Here is a 16,723-nt window from a genome sequence, read left to right on the forward strand (position 1 = left end):
AAGACAGATACGACGGGACTGATTTCACAGCAGGAGGTGGGCAATGAACTCTCGCCAGCATTTGTTAGTCGTTGGTCTAATATATGGTGCTTTAACGTTATCTGGTTGTGTAACTAGCGGGGCATCTCAAAGTCATGTTGAGCGCCCTGCAATTCCGTATGAAGAGTGGGGAAAGTTAGAGCATTACGCTGTTTCGCCAAGTGCAACAATAATCTATACAACAAAAAACAACTCTGCAAAGATCTATTATGATGGAGAGCAATGGGTTCCCCAATCCAAATCAGAATTGGAGAGATACGGGCTAGGCAGCGCAGATATTGGATTCACGGACCAGAAGAATTTCAACCCAATGCTTATTGCAGTGACAGATAGGTATTCCTTTGGGTCGCAGGATGGCTATGAAAAATCTATGAAGCAGAGGCTTGCGTCACAGGGTGGTGAATTTGATATCCTGGACGAGCAATATATTGTTGTTAACGGGCAATTGGTTAAGCTGATTACCTCAAAAGTATCCGTAGACAACAAGAACGTTATTCTGATTAAGCAGTCTTGGCATGGAAGAAATAATGCGGTTGTGATAATTGATGCTGTGATACCAGAGTCATTCTATAAAAATTCAAAGCGTCAAGCACGGCTATTCATGAATGGGTTTGTAATTGAGTGACAAAGGTGTCGACTGAAGCCGGAAGAGTCCGAAGGTGAACCAGCCGACCCAGCCATGGTGAAGGGGAAGGGACTGACACTGAGGTTGCATCCGGCAGTGAACGGGGAAGAGACAACCACCACCCAAATCTTGGCTGGGAACAGCGACCTCTACACCAAGCAACGCAAACCGGAATACACGGTGTTGGTGAACAGCCCTCCTAGATAGATCTTAGATATGATCTTAGATCGGATTTCCAAACTCCCCGGAAACCCCCGCCCCGCCTGAGTTTGGCGGAACGGGGGCGTGACCGTTAGTACGGGAAAGCGTGACCGTTAGTACGGGAAAGCGTGACCGTTAGTACGGACGCCGGGCCGGGCGATTTCGAACCTGGACCTCGAGCACTCGGCCACCTTCCAGCCCAGCGCCGCCAGTTCGGACAAGGCATCGCGAGCCCGCTGGCGGCGCTTCCGCTTTGTGGACCTGTTGGCCTCATCCGGCCAGACGTAGCCGCACAAGGTGTCCAGGGCCACCCGGCCCATCTTGCCCGGATCAATCCAGCCGCACAGCCGCTGATGAATCAGCCGGGCAGGATCGGATCTCAACTTGCGCACCTCATCCAGGTCGATCCGCACGTGCCGCTGATCGCCTAGGATTGCTCCGGCAAGGCGCGGGTTCAGGGCCACCAACAGCCCGCCGGTTTCTTCGTCGAGCGCGTAGCTCAGCAGATTGTACGAAGCCTGTCGCGGGCCGTTGGTGGCCACAACTGTCACGTTGGACATTCGCGCCAGACTGGCCTTCATCGCCCGGATATTGCGCCCGCCGTCGGTCATGCCCACTTCGTGCAGTAACCGTGACATGCTCGCCCTGACCATCATCCCGTCCCGCTCGGCGGCATCGCCCACCGTGGCCAGGGAGTGACGGAGCTGTTGGCCCACTTCCGTCTCGGGGGCGGGTTCCAGCAACAGACCATCAGGCCCGGCCATGGCAACGATGCCTTGCAGCAGGCGCATATCATCCGCTCCCAATGGCTCGAACCCGATGAAGCGGACGCACCCGCTGGCCCCCATGTCGTGTGTGATATCCAGCTTTCCGCTTTCGCGTTCGCCACGCTTGAGGGAGCGGAACAGGCCGGGAGCAAGGCAGTGGGTTGGATCGTGCCGGGCGAGGGCCAGGTTATGCTCTGTCACGGGGAGCCCTCCCGGTCTTGCCCTGCTGCATCCGGCACGCGACAGAGGGGTCATGCCGCAGGATTCCGCCCTCATTGCGGCGGAGCCAGAGCCCGTGGAACGTTGAGCCGGAGTTGGCCTTGCTCACCCCGAACCGGACATACTCGCCCCGCCTGTCCTCGCTGATGCCAAGCCTCCCGGCCTCTGCGCTGGCCATGGCGGCCAGATACCCCTGCCATCGCACATTGTCGGTGAGCACGGACGATCCACGGCTGGCCTGCTGCTGAGCGCCCCCGCCATTCATCGCCGCGCTCTTGGTTGTGTGGTGCAGGTACAGGACGGCACACCCGGTGCTGGCGGCGATGGATTCCATGCGCCCGACAACCTGAGTCATCTGGCTGCTGTCGTTCTCGTCGGCTGCGTGGAAGCGCAGGAGCGTGTCCAGCACCATGATGCGGCACCCTTCCGCAGTTCTTTGCAGCCAATCAAGCCACCCGTCATCCATGAGACTTGGCCGACAGCCTGCAAGCGGGTGAATCGTCAGGCCCTTGGCTACGGCCTGCTGCTGTGCCGGGGTCATGCACCACCTCAACGCGTGCAGCCGGTGCATGATGGCGGCGGACGGATCTTCGGCTGGGAGATAGACAGCCCTTCCAGTCGGCAGGTCACCGAGCCCCAGCAGGTCAGGGCCGCCGGCAATCTGGGCCGCCACCTGAAGCGCCAGCATAGACTTGCCGACACCACCGGGGGACACCAGCGCCCCGACCGTCCCGGCGACCATGCCGGGAAGCACGTAATCAATCGGCGGGGGCGGGCTCTCGAAGGCGGCCATGATGTCGATGGGAGGAGGGGGAGCGACGCCCCCCCTATTCACGGATGCGGCCCGCATCGGATCAGGCCACGCCATCGCCGACCTCCTCCCGGAGCGCAGCCCAGCCCAGAAGCGAGCTGAGCCGCCAGCCACCGGTACCATGGGGAAGGCGCAGCCGCGCCGGGAAGGTCGGACACTCGCGCTCCAATCGCTCCACGCAGTGCACGGGCACCCCGAGAAGCTTGGCCGCGTCAACAATGTCGAGCTGAACGTCGTCGGCATTAGGAGTCATGGCTGGCCCCCTGCATCGTGCCGTCACCACGATGAGACTTCAGCCACGCTTCCACCTCGTGGACGAACCACGAGGTGACGCCGCCACCGACCTTCACCGGGGCCGGGAAATCTCCGGCGCGGGTCCAACGCCAGAGCGTCGTGCGCGAAATGGAAAGTTCACGGCAGAGGCCCGCCGCACGAATCATCCGCAATGCCATGATGGGCACCTCTTCTATCTTGTGCCGCTCATAACTTCGCGTGGCCCATAAAAAAACCGACGCGATATGAGCAATCCAAGCCATAGGCTCGGGCTACTCCGCGTCGGCCTGCTTTCGCGGGTGCGTTGCGGCTAGCTAGCAGCAAGCACCGTTCGGGCGCGACGGTCGGCCCCGTGTGGGGCGGACGACCGGATTGAGCGCATGATATAACGCCAGGCAAATCCATGCAACCATCTGAAGTGCATAGAGAAATTTATGCAAATTGCAGTCAGCTACGGATTGGTCTTGGCGTCTATCGCTGGCGCAAGGTGACCACGTTGCCGCCCGCCTCTGCCAGCCCGAGAATGGACCGCAGCCGCCGATCCCATGCATCCATTGCCTGCCGCTTCTCCGTGTCGTAGGTGTGCCGGTCGTAGATGCCGCCCACGGTGCGGTCCTTGTGGTTGAGCACCTTGTCCTGAACCAGCCGGTCGAAGCCCAGTTCGCCCAGCCGGGTTGCCACGGTGCGCCGCAGGTCATGGGGGGTCCATGGGTTCCCGGTTGCCCAGCGGGTCACGGCCCGGCTGAGGGAGGCCCTTGTCATTGGCTTGGCTGGCTTGTCCTTCGGCTGATTCCTGCCGGGGAAAACCCACTGTTCAGAGGCGCGGATTGCATCGAGTTCGCGGATGATATCCAGCGCCATGCCGGCCAGAGGGACGCGGTGGGTTTCGCCGTTCTTCGCCTTGGCCGCCGGGATGGTCCACCAACCGCCGGCCATGTCCAGCTCGCTCCACTCCATCTGCAACACCTCGCCGCTACGCTGCCCCGTCAGCAGAAGCAGGCGCAGGGCATGGCGGGTGTAGGGCGTCACGCCGTCCAGCCTGTTCCAGAAGGCGCGGATCTCCTCATCGCTCAGGATGCGTTCCCGCCGGTTCTCCTTGGCAGGGGGGCGCACATGGGTGGCCGGGGAGCTGTCCAGATACCCCTTCTCCACGGCGAAGTTGAACATGCGCCGGACCAGGGCCAGGGTGCGGTTCGCCGCAATGGGCGCACCCCGCGCCGCGATGCCGTCCAGCAGCTTGTTCACGTCCCGCCGGGTGATGTCCTTCACCTTCCGCCTCTTCCACTTCGGCAACACATCCTTCTGCAACATCCGCTCATCTTCGGCAGCGGAACGCTTGCGGGGCTTGGCCCACTTCTCCAGATACTCGCTGGCGAGGTGTGCCACCGTCTCGGCCTCACGCTCCGCCTTCTCTGCGGCCGACTGTTCCCGGCGGGCGTTCGCTCGCTTGGTTGCGGGGTCAATCCCCTGCGCCAGCAGTGCGGCAGCTTTCGCCTTCTCCCTTCGGGCGTCCTTCAGCGACAGGTCAGGGTACCTGCCCAAGGTCATCCTTCGCCGCCTTCCAAGGAAGTCGTAGGCGAAGAAGAAGCTGCGCTCGCCTGTCGGAGACACCCGCACCCCGAAGCCGTCGCCTTCACGCAGGTCATAGCGGGTTGCCTTGAGCTTCGCATTGCGGATGTCAGCATCGGTGAACTTCGTTCCGTGCTTGGGCATTGGCCTTGTCTCCGGTGATGTAAAGGAACCCCGGCGCCTCGGGGTTACTCTCGGGGTTCCTCTGAAGTGTAGGCTATCACGGAACATTAAGTAACAGAGCGAAACACAAACAAGTGATGTATTACAGTAGCTTATGCGCCTTCATCTGCTGATGGTGTGCACTATAGAAACGTGGTGTGAATCATAAATTTCTGACTTTTAATCAGGTGGTCGATGGTTCGAGTCCATCACGGCGCACCAACTTGAACAAAGAGGTTGCATCGAGCAACCTCTTGCTTTTTCAGGCTTGATCAATCTCCCAACATACGGCCGTCCCCGTCGCGTCCCGGTTCCATCCTCATTGCCCCCATTCCGGCTATTCGCCCCTGTTCGGCGACTTACGCCCGCCGCCCCTCTGCCTTGACAGATGGCCCGGTGCGGCCAATTCTTTCAATTCCCTGTTGCGGGGGGGGCAATAAAGCAGCATCCCGCAGTCCATGGGGCAACCCGTCGCTCAACGAACCTCCGGAAAGCATCACTACAAGATGGGATTGGGGCGTTGCGTTTGATTCCCCGCCGAAATCGCTTCCCGGTCAAATATCACAAACACGGGTGGAGGAATGCCAGATGAATATGAAGAATATCTTCATCGCCGTTGCCGGTATCGTTTCAGTCTCCCTCGCCAGCCCTGCTGCCGCAGATGAGATAGGCGACGGCAACCGGTACGAGTTGGACCGCTACTACCATTCGGAGATAAGTGCGGCCGAAGCCTACCAGGACATGATGCGTAATGAAGCGGTGCTCATCGACGTCCGCAGGTTGCGTGAATATGCCGCCGGTCATCCGGAGCGCGCCTACAACGTGCCCTATCCCCATATCGTAGGCAGCAATGACCAGTCCGCCCTGACCTTCTACTGGGAGGTCTATGACATCGTCAATGGCAGAACCGATACACCCATCATGACACTCTGCCGCACCGGTCACCGCAGCGTGCTCGCCGCCAATATCCTGTCGGACCCGGACTCGCACCCGGATACGCAGGGGCTGGAGCCCTTCACCAACGTGCGCAACATCTGGGAAGGTTTCGTCGGCCAGTACAAGTACGCCTATGCCGGAGGCAACATCCTCCTGGATCCCAATCCCATTCCGCTCGACTTGAACAACAACGGGGTGATGGACAGCGACACAGCTGACGTCTACAGCCACACCTCGGATGCGAATCCGGACAAGGATGGCTGGCGCAATTTCCAGCACCTGCCCTGGACCAGCAAGATCCGCAAGCCGCTCGCCTACCTTCAGGATGAGCTGATGTACGAGGGATTCATCGAGTACTGAGCGGTTGATGAACGCACGGCTGGCCGTTGTTCGGAAGCGTAGTGGCATGGACTGACTGGGTTCCGCTTCCGCCGCGGCTCACCGCTGCTGCCGCAACGCTCGAAACAGGGGTCCGGGTGCCAGGGTATCCGGGCCCCTGTCATCTCCTCTCAGCCCCGCCGACCCGCTTTCCGTTGCGCCGTCCCCCATGCTATCGCCATCCCGAACTATGCTTTGGAAAGGAGTGATCTGCGGTGAATATCCGCATGGCCTGCGATTATCCCAGAACGCCAGGAGGAGCCTCCATGACCATCGCGGCATCGGTACGGCGCACACTCGATGCGCACGGTATCGCCTACGAGCTCATTCCCCACCCCCGGACCGAGACCACGCTGGAGACGGCGCGCGTGGCCCGCGTGTCCGAGGATCACATCGCCAAGGGCGTGCTGCTGAAGGACAGCCGCGGCCCCCTGCTGGTGGTGGTGCCGGGTGACCGCCATGTGCGGCTCGATCACCTGCGGGAGGTGCTGCAGCGCTCGAAGCTCGAGCTGGTGGGCGAGGCGGAGATGGGAAGCCTGCTGCCCGACTGCGCGCCCGGCGCGGTGCCGGCGCTCGGCGCCGCCTACGGGCTGGAGACCTGGCTGGACGACTCCCTGCTCGGCCTGGCGCACGTCTACTTCGAGGCGGGCGACCACGCCCACCTGGTGCGGGTGCCGGGCGAGGCATTCCGCCGCCTGCTGGGCGAGGCCCGCCACGGCGCCTTCGGCCGCTAGCGCTGCCCTTGGCCCGCCAATCGACCATCAGCGAATCGCCGGGCGGCCAGGCGCCGATCCGGGTGCTGGTGCTCGGCACCGGGCAGATGGGGTCGGCCATGGCGCGCCTGGTGCTGGCGCGCCCGGGGCTGGAGCTCGCGGGCGCCTGCGCCCGCCGCCCCGGGCGGGCGGGCATGGACCTGGGGCGGGCCATCGGTCTTGATCGGGCCCTCGGCCTGCCCATCGTTCATGATCTGGAGGAGGCGCTGGTGCGATCGCGCCCGCGGGTGGCGCTGCAGGCCACCTGCTCGCGCCTGGCGGAGGCGCGGGATGAGATCGAGATCCTGCTGCGCCACGGCGTGCGGGTGATCACCATTGCCGAGGAGATGGCCTGTCCGGCGGCCACCGACCCGGTCGCCGCGGCGGCGCTCGACCGGCTCGCCCGGGACCACGGTGCGGCGCTGCTGGGCACCGGCATCAACCCGGGTTTCGTGCTCGACCTGCTGGTCATCACCCTGACCGGCGTCTGCGCCGAGGTGCGCTCCATCCGCGCCGAGCGCATCAACGATCTCTCCCCCTACGGTCCCACGGTGCTGGAGAACCAGGGGGTGGGGCTGTCGCCGGAGGCCTTCCGGGCCGGGCTGGCGGAGGGGCGCGTGGTGGGCCACCTGGGATTCCGGCAGTCGATCGGCCTGATCGCCGGGGCCTTGGGCTGGACCATCGATCGCATCGAGGAGCGCCGCGAGCCCATCGTCAGCACCGTGCGCCGGGAGACGCCCTGCGTCACCGTGGAGCCGGGACAGGTGGCGGGCTGCCGCCACACCGCCACGGCCTGGCGGCGAGGCGAGCCGGCCATCACCCTGGTCCACCCCCAGCAGGTGCGGCCCGAGCTGGCGGGGGTGGGGACCGGGGATCGGATCGAGATCGACAGCTCGCCGCCGGTCAGGCTGTCCGGCAGCCCGGAAATTCCGGGCGGGCAGGGGACCGCGGCGCTGGCGGTGAACATGATTCCCCACCTGCTCAACGCCGCGCCCGGACTCCACACCATGGCGGATCTCCCGATCCCCGCCGCGCGGCTCGGCGACGCCCGGCGCTGGGTGCTGGGCGGGGACCGGTCCGCCGCTCCAACGGAGGAGGCAGGACAATGACCGGAACGGTCGCCGCGGGCAGCTGGGTGGAAATCGGGGCGGTGGTGCTGGCGCCGGACGCGCGTGCGCCACAGGTTCCGGACGATACGCGGACGGTGCCGCTGGAGCTGCGGGCGAAGGGGTTTCTGGCCGCACCGGCGCGGGTGGGGGAACGGGTGGAGATTCTCACCGCCGCGGGCCGCCGCCTGGCCGGGACGCTGGTCGCGGCGAACCCGGCCTACCGCCACGGCTTCGGCGCGCCCATCCCCGCCCTGGCCGGGGTCGGGCGCGAGGCGCGGGCCCTGCTGGAGCGGGACGCCGAAGCCGACGGCAGCGGGGAGGGCGAGCCATGAGCGGGGACGGAAGCTACGCGGCGGTGATGGCACGCCGGGACGCCATCGTGCGCGCCTCGGTGGGCATCGACTACGACCGCTACCGCACCGGGGTCCTGGCCTTCGACTACGAGCGCCTGCTCGCGGATACCGGCTACGACATGGAGAGCGCCCGCGCCGTTCAGGCGGCCACCGGCGTGGGCGGCACCCCCCTGCTGGAGCTGCGCCGCCTCACCGCCCTGGTGCGGGCGGTGGCGGCGCCCGGCAAAGGGGCGCGCCTGTTTCTCAAGGACGAGGCGAAGAACCCCTCCGGCTCCTTCAAGGATCGGCGCGCCTCGCTCTCGGTCTACGAGGCGAAGCGGCGCGGCTATCCCGGGGTGGCGGCCGCCACCAGCGGCAACTACGGCGCGGCGGTGGCCTCCCAGGCGGCGAAGCTGGGGCTGCCCTGCGTCGTGGTGCAGGAGGCCTTCGACAGCCGCGGGATCGCCCAGCCCGAGATCGCCGAGAAGACCCGCGCCTGCGAGGCCTACGGGGCGGAGGTGATCCGCCTCTCGGTGGGGCCGGAGCTGTTCTACGTCTTCCTGCGGGTGCTGGAGGAGACCGGCTTCTTCAACGCCTCCCTCTACGCCCCGTGCTCCGTACGCGGCATCGAGACCCTGGGCTACGAGCTGGCGCTGCAGGCGCTGGACCTCTGCGGGCGCTTCCCCGACGTGGTCATCGTCACCCACGCCGGGGGCGGGAACGTCACCGGCACGGCGCGCGGCCTGCGCGAGGCGGGCGCGGTCGGGACCGAGATCGTGGCGGCGAGCGTGGATCTCGCCGGCCTGCACATGGCGTCCGACCGCGACTTCAACCGCAAATCCTTCACCACCGGCCACACGGGCTTCTCCATGCCCTTCACCACCTGGCCGGACCGGGCGGACGTGCCGCGCAGCGCCGCCCGGCCGCTGCGCTACATGGACCGCTTCGTGACCGTGACCCAGGGCGAGGTGTTCTATGCCACCCAGCTGCTGGCGGAGCTGGAGGGGCTGGAGCGGGGTCCGGCGGGCAACACCTCCCTGGCCGCCGCGCTCGCCATCGCCCGGGAGCTGGAGCGGGAGCGCGTCGTGGTGGTGCAGGAGACCGAGTACACCGGCGCGGGCAAGCATCCCATCGCCCAGCTCAACCTGGCCCTGTCGCTGGGCATCGAGGTCCGGCGCGGCGATCCCCGCGACAACCGACCGGGCGAGCGCATCGTCATCCCCGAGCACCCGGCCCAGCTCGCCGCGCGGGCGGTGGACCTCGACCGCGTACGCCGCTCCTACCTGCGCCATGCCCTGGAATCGCTGCCGGAGCATGCGCCGCTGGAAGCGGCGGACTACGCTTTCCTGGTGGAGGAGACCCGCAGCAGCCGGGCTTACGTGGAGGAGGTCCTGCATGGCCTGCAAGGAACGAGGAGATGACTTCGAGCGCCGTCGAGCCCACCTGGGCGGGCTGAGCGACGCGGAGCTGCACGCGCGCTTCTGGGACCTGGCCGAACGCATCGTCGCGCCGCTGGTGGAGGAGGCGCGCACCCACACCACCCCCGCCGTGGAGCGCTCCGTGCTGCTGCGCATGGGCTTCTCCAGCCTGGAGTGCCGGGCGCTGGTGCAGGAGATGCAGGCGCGTGGGCTGCTGGGGCAGGGCGCCGGACGGCTGGTGCTGGAGCTGGCGCGCAAGCGGGGCGTCGGCGTGCGGGCCGCGGGCGAGGCGCTGCTGGCGGGCCGCGACTGGGAGGTGCTGGAAGGCATCGGGCAAGGATGAAACTGCATCCCGACCAACCCCTCGATCTGCGCGAGGTGCTCGCCGACCTGGAGCACTACCGGCCGCGCCGCAAGGGCTGGGCGTGGCGCCGCCACGTGCCGGACCAGCGCGTCGGCCCGTTCGTCTACCGCGACACCTCCGCGCCGCTGAAAAACTCGGTGCCGCTGCCCGCCGCCGGCTACTTCGGCGGCATCGACCCCCAGGGCGACTGGGTCATCACCACCGAGATCGCCTCCGGCCGCTTCGAGGACGATCTGCGCCGCATGCGCATGGCCGCCTGGCACGGCGCCGATCACCTGATGGTGATCCGCACCACCGGCCAGTCCCACGTGGACGGGCTGCTGGAGGGCACCCCCGAGGGCATCGGCGGGGTGCCGGTGACCCGCAAGCAGATCCGCGCCACCCGCAAGACCCTGGACGCCGTCGAGGACGAGGTGGGGCGGCCCATCAACTTCCACTCCTACGTGAGCGGGCTGGCGGGGCCGGAGATGGCGGTGCTGTTCGCCGAGGAGGGGGTGAACGGCGCCCACCAGGATCCCCAGTACAACCTGCTCTACCGCGACATCAACCTGCACCGCTCCTTCGTGGACGCCGCCGAGGCCAAGCGCGTCCTCGCCGACGGCGGCATCCTCCAGCTCGACGGCGCCCACAACGCCAACGCCACCGCCAAGGAGGCGTGGAAGGTGACCCCCGAGCTGCTGGTACAGCACGCGCTGAACACCGCCTACTCGCGGGCGGCGGGTCTGCCCGATGCGCTCATCGCGCTGTCCACCGTGCCGCCCACCGCCCCGCCGGCGCCGAAGCTGCGCCTCGATCTCCCCTACGCCGTGGCCCTGCGGGAACTGTTCGCGGGCGTGCGCTTCCGCGCCCAGCAGAACACCCGCTACATGGAGGCCGACACCCTGGAGGCGAGCGTCACCCATGTCCTCGACACCCTCATCTCGCGCCTCACCTCGGCCGATATCCAGAGCACCATCACTCCCGACGAGGGGCGCAACATCCCCTGGCACTACAACAACATCGCCGGCGTGAACACCGCCCGCCAGACCCTGCTGGGCCTGGACGGGCTGGAGGAGCTGGTGGGCCTGAAGCGGGACGCGGCGTTCCGCGCGCAGGTGCGGGAGGTCAAGGAGCGCGCCGTGCTGTTCCTGGAGGAGATCCTGGAGCAGGGCTACGAAAGCGCGGTGGCGGCGGGCCAGTTCGTGGACTCGGGGCACTATCCGGAGCGGCATGGCGACGGCATCGTGCGCGACCCGGCCGGCGGCGACGGCGCCGGCACGGTGATCGAGCGCGCCCCCGGCTACGGCGCGCCGGTGTGCAGCCACTTCGGCGACAACGTTTACGGCCGGGGCGGGGAGAAGCCGTGCGCGGCCTACGGCGGCTGCACCCTCTGCGATCCCGCGAAGATCGTCTACATCGACGAGCTGGACCCGGAGGACAACGTCGACCGGCGCCTGGAGCAGCCGCTGGCCGAGCGCGCCGCGGGTCTGCTGCGCCCCGAGGTGGAGAAGCACGGCGACGGCATCGTCTGCGTCACCCTGTTCGTGCCCGCCGACCCGCGCACCGCCGAGGCCGCCGCCCTGGAACTGGCCCGCCACATGGGGCTCGCGGCCCCGGAGGTGATCAGCCGGCGGGTGCTGCACCCGGCGGAGGGCTCCGTGTTCGAGGTGAAGGGGGTGCTGGACCTGGCCCTGCGGGCCGCGCTCCTCCCCGGGGAGGAGCGGCGGGAGCTGCTGCCGGAGGCGGAGATCGAGGCCTTCGCGCGCGCCCGCGACCTGCGCGTGGTGGCCGCCACCGTGGGCGAGGACGAGCACTCGGTGGGCATCCGCGAGATCCTCGACATCAAGCACGGCGGCATCGAGAAGTACGGCTTCTGCTGCCGTTACCTCGGCACCTCGGTGCCGGTGGAGCGGCTGCTGGAGGCGGCGGCGGAGGAGGACGCGTGCGCGGTGCTGCTCTCCACCATCGTCACCCACGCCGGCATCCACGAGCAGCACATGCGCCGCCTCGACGCCCTGGCCCGGGAGCGGGGAGTGCGGGAGCGGCTGCTGCTGGTGGCCGGCGGCACCCAGGTCACCGACGCCGAGGCCCGCGCCTGCGGCATGGACGCCGGCTTCGGCCGCGGCACCACCGGCCGGGAGGTGGCGAGCTTCCTGGTCGGCCGGCTGCGCGATCGCTGATGGCCCGCCCCAGCCTCACCATCGATACCGCCGCCATCGAGCACAACGCCCGGGTCATCACCCGGCTCTGCGCCGCCCACGGCATGACGGTCGTCGGCGTCACCAAGGCCACCTGCGGCCACCCGGAGGTGGCGCGCGCCATGCTGCGGGGCGGCGTGGCGGCCATCGGCGAGTCGCGGCTGGAGAACATCCGCCGGCTACGGGCGGCCGGCATCGGGGCGCCGATGGTGCTGCTGCGCGTCCCCACCCTGTCCCAGGCGGAGGCGGTGGTGAGCGCCGCGGCGCTCAGCCTCGACTCCGAGCTGACGGTGCTCGCCGCCCTGTCCGAGGCGGCGGTCCGCCGGCACCGGGTCCACGAGGTGATTCTGATGGTGGAGCTGGGGGACCTGCGCGAGGGGATTCTCCCCGACGATCTCATCCCCTTCACCGCCGCCGCCCTCCAACTGCCGGGGATCCGGGTGACCGGGCTCGGCACCAACCTCGCCTGCCTGGGCGGCGTGGCGCCGGACCGGGAGAACATGGCGCGGCTGGCGGCCCTGGCGCGCGCCGTGGAGACCACCTTCGACCTGCGCCTGCGCTGGGTTTCCGGAGCCAACTCCAGCGCGCTGGAGCTCATCGCCGCCGGGGGGATGCCGGCGGCGGTCAACCACGCCCGCATGGGCGAGTCGATCCTGCTCGGCCGGGAGACGGTGCACCGCCGCCCCTGGCCCGGGACCCGCCAGGACGCCTTCCTGCTGGAGGCGGAGGTGATCGAGCTGAAGGACAAGCCCTCGGCCCCCCGCGGCACGCGCGGGGAGGATGCCTTCGGCCACCGGCCCGAGTTCGCGGATCGCGGCACGGTGCGGCGCGCGCTGCTCAACCTGGGACGCGAGGATGCGGATCTCGAAGGGCTCACGCCCCTGGACCCGCGCCTCACGGTGGTGGGCGGCACCAGCGACTACCTGGTGGTGGAGGCGGACGGCGCGCCCCTGCACGTGGGTGATCGCCTGGGCTTCACCCCCAACTACAGCGCCCTGCTGGCGGCGATGACCTCCGCCTATGTGGCGAAACGGACCCGGATTGGGGCACACTCGTGACCCTGCCGCCCGCGAACGGGCACCCCACCAGGACACCAATGAACACGAGTGCCGCCCATCTCACCCGCGCCACCATCCATCTCGACCGGCTGACCCGCAACCTGCGCCTGCTGCAGGCGGAAGCGGGCGCGGCCGAGGTCTGGCCGGTCATCAAGGCCAACGCCTACGGCCACGGCGCGGTGGCCATCGCCCGGCACCTCGCCGGGCTCGGCTGCCGGACCCTCTGCGTGGCCCACGCGGACGAGGCCCGGGTGCTGCGGGAGGCGGGCATCGAGGCCACCCTGCTGGTCCTCTCCGCCACCCTGCCCGAACAGGCCGGGGCGCTGGTGGCGGCGCGCGTCGAGCCGGCGGTCTGCACCCTGGAGACCGCCGCGGCGCTGGACCGCGCGGCCCGGCAGGCGGGGACCGTCGTCCCCGTCCACCTGAAGGTGGATACCGGCATGGGCCGCACCGGCATCCGCCCCGAGGCGGTGGAGGCGTTTCTCGCCGTCTGCCGGGACCTTTCCGCCATCAGGGTGCGCGGCGTCATGAGTCACTTTCCCCGCGCCGACGAGACCGACAAGGACTACTCCCTGGCCCAGGTGGAGCGCTTCCGCGGGGTGGTCGCCATCGCCCGGCGCCACGGGGTGGAGGTGGCGCACCTGGCCAACAGCGCCGGGGTGCTGGACCTGCCCGGCTCGCACCTGGACGCCGTGCGCCCCGGCATCGCCCTCTACGGCCTGCGCCCCTCGGCGGAGATCGCCAATCCCCGGGTGAACGACCTGTTGCCGGTGCTGGAGTGGAAGAGCCGCATCACCTTCCTCAAGGAGGTGCCCGCGGACGCCGGCCTGAGCTACGGCCACACCTTCCGCACCGCCCGGCCCACGCTGGTCGCCACCATTCCGGCCGGCTACGGCGACGGCCTCAGCCGCCGGCTCTCCAGCAACCTGGAGGTGCTGGTGGGCGGCGTGCGCTGCCCGCTGGTGGGGCGGGTGACCATGGACATGAGCCTGGTGGACGTGACCGCGCTGCGCGGCCGCGTGGCGCTGGGTGACGAGGTGGTGCTCATCGGCCGCCAGGGCGGGGAGGTGGTGAGCGCCGACGCCATGGCCGAGCGGCTCGGCACCATCAACTACGAGGTGGTCACCTGCATCGGCGCCCGCGTGCCGCGCGTGGTGGCGCCGCCCGCCGCCTCCTCCGCGGCCGATGCATTAGACTGAAGGCAGGAGCGCCGCGCTGCGGCGCATCGGCTGGAGGCTCCATGGCCGTCGACCTGCGACAGCGCAACCTGCTGACCCTGCTGGATCTCACTCCGGGCGAAATCCGCCACCTGCTCGACCTGGCCGCCGCGCTGAAGGCGGAGAAGCGGGCCGGCCGCGAACGGCAGCGTCTGCGCGGCCGGAACATCGCCCTCATCTTCGAGAAGCGCTCCACCCGCACCCGCTGCGCCTTCGAGGTGGCCGCCCACGACCAGGGCGCGCAGGTCACCTACCTGGACCCAAGCGGCAGCCAGATGGGCGAGAAGGAGTCGGTCCGGGATACCGGCCGGGTGCTGGCGCGCCTCTACGACGGCATCGGGTACCGCGGCTTCGACCAGTCCGTCGTGGAGGAGCTGGGACGCTGCGGGGTCCCGGTGTGGAACGGCCTCACCGACGCCTTCCACCCCACCCAGGTGCTGGCGGACCTGCTCACCATGGAGGAGCATGCCGGGCGCTCCCTGCGGGAGGTCGCCTGCTGCTTCCTCGGCGACGGCGGCGGCAACATGGCCCGTTCCCTGCTGGTGGGCGCGGCGCAGATGGGCATGGACTTCCGCCTCGCCGCGCCGCCGTCCCGGCGTCCGGACGACGACCTGGTGGCGCGTTGCGGGTCCATCGCCCGGGACACGGGCGCGCGGCTGCTGATCACCGACGACCCGGCCGCCGCGGTGCCCGGGGCCGATTTCATCTACACCGACGTCTGGGTCTCCATGGGCGAGCCCGAATCGGTCTGGGCGGAGCGCATCGCGCTGCTGCGCCCCTACCAGGTGAATCGCGCAATGCTGGCGCTCAGCGGCAATCCCCGGGTGAAGTTCATGCACTGCCTGCCCGCCTTCCACAACCGTGCGACCCGCATCGGCGCGGCCGTCTACCGGGAGTACGGGCTGGAGGCGATGGAGGTGACCGAGGCGGTGTTCGAGTCGCCGGCAGCCATCGTCTTCGACCAGGCCGAGAACCGTATGCACACCATCAAGGCGGTGCTGGCGGCCACGCTGGGAGGCGCGGAATGAAGCCCCCCGCCGCGGGTCGACACCCGCCGATCCGGGGGCGCCCATGCTGCTGGTAGTCGCCCTGGGCGGGAATGCCCTGCTGCGCCGCGGCGAGCCTCTCACCGCAGAGCGTCAGCGCCGCAACGTCCGGGCGGCGGCGGCAGCGCTGGCGCCGCTGGCCCGCGAGCACCACCTGGTCATCTCCCACGGCAATGGCCCCCAGGTGGGTCTCCTGGCCCTGCAGGGAGCGGCCTGGCATCCGGAGGAGAGCTATCCGCTGGATATCCTCGATGCCGAGACCGAGGGGATGATCGGCTACCTCATCGAGCAGGAGATCGGCAACATGCTGCCCGGGCGGCGCTGCGCCACGCTGCTGACCCAGGTCGAGGTGGACCCCCGGGATCCGGCCTTCAGCCACCCCGCCAAGCCCATCGGCCCCCTCTACCCGGAGGCCGAGGCGCGCCGGCTGGCCCGCGAGCGGGGCTGGCGCATCGCCCCTGACGGCTGCGGCTGGCGCCGGGTGGTCGCTTCGCCGCGGCCCCTGCGCATCCTGGAGCTGCCGGTGATCGAGCTGCTGGTGGAACAGGGTGTCATCGTCGTCTGCGCCGGTGGCGGGGGTATCCCGGTGGTGCGCCGGGCGGACGGCAGCCTGGTGGGCGTGGAGTCGGTCATCGACAAGGACCGGGCGAGCGGCCTGCTGGCCCGCGAGCTGAAGGCGGACGCCTTCCTCATGCTCACCGACGTGGACGCCGTCTACCGCGGCTGGGGGACGGCCGCCGCCGAACCCATCCGCCGCGCCACCCCGGCCAGCCTCCGGCGGCTCGAGTTCGACCCGGGCAGCATGGGCCCGAAGGTGGAGGCCGCCTGCGAGTTCGTGGCCCGCACGGGCGCCGTGGCGGGCATCGGCACCCTGGATGGTGCGGCGGCGATTCTCGCCGGCGAGGCGGGCACGCAGGTCACGGCGGATTGAGCGGGGAGTGAGGGGTGCGGGGTGCGTGAGTGCGTGAATGCGTGAGTGCGTGAGTGCGTGGGTGCGTGAATGCGTGGGTGCGTGGGTGCGTGGGTGCGTGAATGCGTGAGTGCGTGAATGCGTGGGTGCGTGGGTGCGTGGGTGCGTGAAGGGTCGAAGGGGTAAGGGGTAAGGGGTAAGGGGTAAGGGGTAAGGGGTAAGGGGTAAGGGGTAAGGGGTAAGGGGTTGCGCGGGCTCTTGATTTTCGGGGACGCTCTTGACGGAACACGGAACACGGAACACGGAACACGGAACACGGAACACGGAACACGGAACACGGAACACGGAACACGGAACACG

General features: G+C 68.4%; 16 protein-coding genes. 12 read left to right on the forward strand and 4 right to left on the reverse strand.

What is annotated here, in order from left to right:
* Positions 1-43 precede the first annotated feature (43 nt).
* Positions 44-664 (forward strand): hypothetical protein, encoded by a 621-nt coding sequence (locus tag DFQ59_RS19595; protein WP_147275256.1) that lies wholly within the window; start codon positions 44-46, stop codon positions 662-664.
* A gap of 314 nt (positions 665-978) precedes the next feature.
* Here DFQ59_RS19595 and repC read toward each other — a convergent pair whose 3' ends face one another.
* The 4 genes from repC to DFQ59_RS14230 form a co-directional block, all read right to left on the reverse strand.
* Positions 979-1,833 (reverse strand): replication protein C, IncQ-type, encoded by an 855-nt coding sequence (repC, locus tag DFQ59_RS14210; RefSeq protein ID WP_245937286.1) that lies wholly within the window; start codon positions 1,831-1,833, stop codon positions 979-981.
* Positions 1,820-2,644: a helicase RepA family protein gene (locus tag DFQ59_RS14215; RefSeq protein ID WP_114280395.1), complete on the reverse strand. Its 825-nt coding sequence runs from the start codon at positions 2,642-2,644 to the stop codon at positions 1,820-1,822. The genes repC and DFQ59_RS14215 overlap by 14 nt, the downstream gene beginning before the upstream one ends.
* A 260-nt stretch (positions 2,645-2,904) precedes the next feature.
* Positions 2,905-3,198 (reverse strand): helix-turn-helix transcriptional regulator, encoded by a 294-nt coding sequence (locus DFQ59_RS14225; protein WP_211314944.1) that lies wholly within the window; start codon positions 3,196-3,198, stop codon positions 2,905-2,907.
* Between the two features lie 208 nt (positions 3,199-3,406).
* Positions 3,407-4,648, reverse strand: coding sequence for a tyrosine-type recombinase/integrase (locus tag DFQ59_RS14230; RefSeq protein WP_114280369.1), 1,242 nt, complete (start codon positions 4,646-4,648; stop codon positions 3,407-3,409).
* A gap of 606 nt (positions 4,649-5,254) precedes the next feature.
* Here DFQ59_RS14230 and DFQ59_RS14240 point away from each other — a divergent pair.
* The 11 genes from DFQ59_RS14240 to arcC all read left to right on the forward strand — a co-directional run bounded on the left by DFQ59_RS14240 (position 5,255) and on the right by arcC (position 16,384).
* Positions 5,255-5,962 (forward strand): rhodanese-like domain-containing protein, encoded by a 708-nt coding sequence (locus DFQ59_RS14240; protein WP_114280370.1) that lies wholly within the window; start codon positions 5,255-5,257, stop codon positions 5,960-5,962.
* 284 nt (positions 5,963-6,246) lie between these two features.
* Complete coding sequence (locus tag DFQ59_RS14245; protein WP_114280371.1) at positions 6,247-6,714, forward strand: aminoacyl-tRNA deacylase; 468 nt, start codon at positions 6,247-6,249, stop codon at positions 6,712-6,714.
* An 8-nt stretch (positions 6,715-6,722) separates the two neighbouring features.
* Entirely contained in the window at positions 6,723-7,841 is a 1,119-nt protein-coding gene (gene ord, locus DFQ59_RS14250) for a 2,4-diaminopentanoate dehydrogenase (RefSeq protein ID WP_211314945.1), read from the forward strand.
* Entirely contained in the window at positions 7,838-8,173 is a 336-nt protein-coding gene (gene ortA, locus DFQ59_RS14255; protein WP_114280372.1) for a 2-amino-4-oxopentanoate thiolase subunit OrtA, read from the forward strand. Before ord ends, ortA begins: the two co-directional genes overlap by 4 nt.
* The gene (gene ortB, locus DFQ59_RS14260; RefSeq protein ID WP_114280373.1) at positions 8,170-9,594 is read left to right on the forward strand and encodes a 2-amino-4-oxopentanoate thiolase subunit OrtB; all 1,425 of its coding nucleotides are present in this window, start codon (positions 8,170-8,172) and stop codon (positions 9,592-9,594) included. Before ortA ends, ortB begins: the two co-directional genes overlap by 4 nt.
* On the forward strand, positions 9,569-9,934 hold the full coding sequence (oraS, locus tag DFQ59_RS14265; protein ID WP_114280374.1) for a D-ornithine 4,5-aminomutase subunit OraS: 366 nt from the start codon (positions 9,569-9,571) through the stop codon (positions 9,932-9,934). The genes ortB and oraS overlap by 26 nt, the downstream gene beginning before the upstream one ends.
* On the forward strand, positions 9,931-12,114 hold the full coding sequence (gene oraE, locus DFQ59_RS14270; protein ID WP_114280375.1) for a D-ornithine 4,5-aminomutase subunit OraE: 2,184 nt from the start codon (positions 9,931-9,933) through the stop codon (positions 12,112-12,114). The genes oraS and oraE overlap by 4 nt, the downstream gene beginning before the upstream one ends.
* A complete protein-coding gene (locus DFQ59_RS14275; protein WP_114280376.1) occupies positions 12,114-13,190 on the forward strand; it encodes an alanine/ornithine racemase family PLP-dependent enzyme in 1,077 nt (358 codons plus the stop codon). Before oraE ends, DFQ59_RS14275 begins: the two co-directional genes overlap by 1 nt.
* Before the next feature lie 38 nt (positions 13,191-13,228).
* Entirely contained in the window at positions 13,229-14,389 is a 1,161-nt protein-coding gene (gene alr, locus DFQ59_RS14280) for an alanine racemase (RefSeq protein ID WP_114280377.1), read from the forward strand.
* Between the two features lie 41 nt (positions 14,390-14,430).
* A complete protein-coding gene (argF, locus tag DFQ59_RS14285) occupies positions 14,431-15,435 on the forward strand; it encodes an ornithine carbamoyltransferase (protein WP_114280378.1) in 1,005 nt (334 codons plus the stop codon).
* Positions 15,436-15,478: 43 nt separating this feature from the next.
* On the forward strand, positions 15,479-16,384 hold the full coding sequence (arcC, locus tag DFQ59_RS14290; RefSeq protein WP_114280379.1) for a carbamate kinase: 906 nt from the start codon (positions 15,479-15,481) through the stop codon (positions 16,382-16,384).
* Positions 16,385-16,723: the final 339 nt, after the last annotated feature.

Origin of the sequence: Thioalbus denitrificans (assembly GCF_003337735.1) — a bacterium.
Classification (GTDB): Bacteria; Pseudomonadota; Gammaproteobacteria; order DSM-26407; family DSM-26407; genus Thioalbus; species Thioalbus denitrificans.